Here is a 3,678-nt window from a genome sequence, read left to right as displayed (position 1 = left end):
AACGTTGGAAAGGGCATCATCAAGGGGGAGCACTTATCCACAGCCGTGATTTGTCCAGTTATGAAAAACCCTCAAATGATTTATCCGCATGGTTTTTTTCCTTTCATTGGTTGATGAGTGGTATAATTCTCCATGTTCGGAAACATTCCTGCAGGAGGGAGAGCATTTTGCAAAATTCTCAATCCGGCGCAATTGTCGAGCGTCGACCGCTAAGCCTTAATTTTGCCCTGTGGATCGCGCGGCAGCCCTGGTTTGGAGCAGTGAACCATGATGGAATTCTCCTAGTGTGGGAGAAGTGGTTCGCGAACCTGTGCCTTTTACGCCGCATGGATCCGGCTGAACGATTTGCCGTCGAGCAACGGTGGGTCGATCCTCAGTGGGTTTCCGAGCCCTTCCCTCCGGATGTTTTCGCCGTATCATGGTTGGGCCAATGGAAAACCTTCGTAACAGAATTTCAAAACGACCGCTACGTCGAGCGCTTAGCCATACCAGACAACATTCGGCGGTTGTTTCGAAGCACAGACTTCACTATTCCTGATGGGCGTTGGATAGTGGATTTGGTATGGGATCCCGAGGGCCGGATGGCGAACTTCAATGCTGATCACTATGCGGCTCTTTCAATGCCGCGGAGTAGTGACCCCGATACATTCCTGTTAGCTATTCGCCGTCTTTTCGGTTGGCCTACATGACGACTCTGCACTGAGGGAGGCCATAACAAGTGCCAAGAGTGCCGATGCCGCAGGCGAAGTAGAAAGCAGAAAGCAGGTTAAGTCACCAATCGGACCGACCATGACTGGACTCGATCAGCTCACAAATAGCACATTCTAAAAATCGGCGAGAGTAGCAAAGAAATTCGTAGAATTGTTTATATATTATCAGATATCGGCGTCCCGTTTCCTCAACCGACAAAATGCCGAACCCGAAACGATGCGAAAATCCAAGAGAATCTGCGTCCGGAAAATCTACGAAGCCTGGGACAACCTCTCTTGAAGGGTCTTCATCATGTTGAAATTTATGTCTCAAACCTTGCTCGTTCTACGGAATTCTGGGGATGGTTTTTTGCGGAGCTCGGGTACGAGCCGTTCCAAGAATGGGACACGGGACGCAGTTGGCGGTTGAACGATACCTACTTAGTGTTCGTGCAGGCTCTGGCCCGGCATCTGGATGTGCCGTACCACCGAGGCCGCGTTGGCCTGAACCACTTGGCCTTGTGGGCCCGATCACGACACCAGGTCGATGCCTTGACCGAGCAGGTGCGTGCGTGCGGCCTTCGGGTTCTCTATGAAGATCGCCATCCCTTTGCCGGCGGACCGGACCACTATGCGCTCTATTTTGAGGATCCGGACCGAATCAAGGTGGAGGTGGTCGCACCGTAAGTCGGTGCGCGACGTTCGGTTCGATGGAGAACCATCGTGCTGAGCGCAGCGGAGGCGTGGGATTATCTTAAGTGGGCAAAAAAGCACCGGTGGTGGACTAGTGGGGGCCAAAGTACCGCTCTGTCCATCGGGCAGCACTCCAAACCACCGTCGTTATATTTTGAAGTAACGAAGGGCAGGTGAGCAAACGAACATGCGGATGGAAGTGGTAAGGTCCGTCCCGGCGCCCGGCGAACATCTGTGCGGGGTGGCTTGGGATGGCCTTGGTCTTTGGCATTCCGACGGTGCCACCAACGCCATTTATCAAGTGGACCCGGAGACGGGCGAGGTGAAATCTGAGCTGTCTTGTGACGATGTGCGGACGTGCCTCGGCTTCGACGGGAATCTTCTATGGCAAATTGCGGGGACGCCCAAGCGCATCCGGTTGATTCGTCCGACCGATGGGTGGGTGCTGGACGAAATCGCATTGGCGGCCGATTCCGAGGCGATGTGCGGACTCCACGTGGAACGGGACCGCTATTGGTTGGGCTCCAAGGCAACAGGGATCATCGAAGAGCGCGACGGTAGTACCCACCGGCTTCTCAGGCACTGGCAGATCGATGGTTCCGTCCATGGATTGGCTCGCGTTCATAACACGCTGTGGTTTACCGATTACCCGGCCCGGCAGCTGGTGGGATGGGATCGAAACCAGAATACCGCGATTGCGCGGTTTGACTTGCCGGGCCACCCCACCGGGTTGTGCCGTGGCGCTGGCGACACGTTATGGTATTGCGATTATACGAATCGTTGCTTGACTCAGGTCGAAATTCAGGAGCACTAGACGTGCCTGGGGATCGGATGCTTCATGCGGCACGTTGTGCCCTCATGTGAGCGGATGCCCCGGCAGATCCCAGGCCCGGCACTATGGATTTTGACTTCGCCAATCATAAACATCCGGGCTCGACTAGAAACCCTTGGGCATTCCGTGGCGTTTTTAGTCCGATTCGTTAACCGGCCGGTCCGGTTCGTGAGAGAAACGGTCTCGAAACCGGGTTGGCCGGGGGGTGGTGTTATATGAAAGATACGGCGTGTGAGGAGGAACGACCGCTATGCCCAGTAAAACTGATGGCAGTGTCCTAAACCACCTGGCTTTCGCGATGTATCCGACCCGAGATGTCCATCGGGCGGTCGAGTTTTATCGGGAGGCCCTAGGGGCGGAAGCTCGATGGTGGCCGGACGAGAATACCGCGTTACTCCAAACGCCGGGCGCTCAGCGCCCCGACATCATGGTCGAACAAGACGCGTTCGAATGCACCATCGGAGCGGGCACGGTTTTTCTGGTGACCAACGTGGACGAGTACTATGGGACATGGAAACACGCGTTTACCTGGGTTCTGCCCCCTTGCGATGTCCCTCCTGGGCGCTATGCGGTCTACCAGGATCATGACGGTAGCCCGGTTCGCATCTTCGACCTCAGCAACGACACCTTTCCACAGAGGTCCTTGTTGGGCGCTCGTTAACTCATTAATCATTCCTTGTGCGACCCATGATGCCGAGCGGCTCCCGGGGACTGGCCGGCGCAGGCGTTGACCAATATTCTTGACGTGCAACGCGCCAATGCGAATAAGCTGACGGGGGCGAGTCTGCCTTAAGCCGTGGGACGCGCTCGGCCCCGTTTATCACTTATTTGTGTCAACTCCGGGACCGCCACCGGTGTACACTTGGATGATAGATTTATTCAGACAGCCACGGCAAAAGCCCACCAACGTGCGATTGCCAATGTCTCCTTTGTTGCGGGCGATGCGTATCACTTACCGTTTCCCGGCCCACTTCGATGCCGTGATAAGTTACACCGGGATGGCGTGTTGATGAATCCGGAAGTGGCTGTCCAAGAAATGTTGCATGTTTGCCGTCCCGGGGAGGTACCACATGGGTCTTGTCAAACGGTTCGGAGTCACGCTACTCACAGGACTTACAATCGTCTCCGCAGCTGGCTGTGGGCCGGGGTTGTCGACCGGTATAGAGCCGGCTGCGCCGATACCGATAGCTCGACAATGGGTCACCGCGCACACGGACTCCAATAAGCCGCTAAAATTCATCGGTGTCGCGGCAAAAAAACAAGGGAGCCGGTATTGGCCGATCGATTTCCGTGCTGAGGCAACGCTCACCACGCATGTCCAGTCCCATGAAATTACGGTGCCCAAGGATTCGATAGTCCGTGTGGTGCTCGGTCGGTCCCCCAACTATTCCATAGCCTCTCGGGATTCCGTTTTGCAGATGGGGCAAGGATTCTGCCCCGAACGCCAGGGCCATTTGCCCCCAC

At 55.7% G+C, this 3,678-nt stretch carries 5 protein-coding genes; all 5 read left to right on the top strand.

What is annotated here, in order from left to right; all coding sequences use genetic code 11:
- Window positions 1–167: 167 nt before the first annotated feature.
- Entirely contained in the window at window positions 168–689 is a 522-nt protein-coding gene (locus HIJ39_RS21970; RefSeq protein WP_169103179.1) for a hypothetical protein, read from the top strand.
- A gap of 297 nt (window positions 690–986) precedes the next feature.
- Window positions 987–1,376 (top strand): VOC family protein, encoded by a 390-nt coding sequence (locus HIJ39_RS21965; RefSeq protein ID WP_169103178.1) that lies wholly within the window; start codon window positions 987–989, stop codon window positions 1,374–1,376.
- A 193-nt stretch (window positions 1,377–1,569) separates the two neighbouring features.
- Window positions 1,570–2,196 carry an NHL repeat-containing protein gene (locus tag HIJ39_RS21960; RefSeq protein ID WP_169103177.1) on the top strand — a complete coding sequence of 209 codons (627 nt, stop codon included), beginning with the start codon at window positions 1,570–1,572 and terminating at the stop codon, window positions 2,194–2,196.
- 268 nt (window positions 2,197–2,464) lie between these two features.
- On the top strand, window positions 2,465–2,875 hold the full coding sequence (locus tag HIJ39_RS21955) for a VOC family protein (RefSeq protein WP_169103176.1): 411 nt from the start codon (window positions 2,465–2,467) through the stop codon (window positions 2,873–2,875).
- A gap of 409 nt (window positions 2,876–3,284) precedes the next feature.
- On the top strand, window positions 3,285–3,678 hold a 394-nt coding region (locus tag HIJ39_RS23880; RefSeq protein ID WP_207711853.1), incomplete at its 3' end, for a hypothetical protein.

The organism is Sulfobacillus harzensis, assembly GCF_012933365.1.
GTDB classification, from domain to species: domain Bacteria; phylum Bacillota; class Sulfobacillia; order Sulfobacillales; family Sulfobacillaceae; genus Sulfobacillus_B; species Sulfobacillus_B harzensis.
Note: the sequence above shows the minus strand (reverse complement) of the source record. Positions and strands in the feature narration are given on the sequence as shown.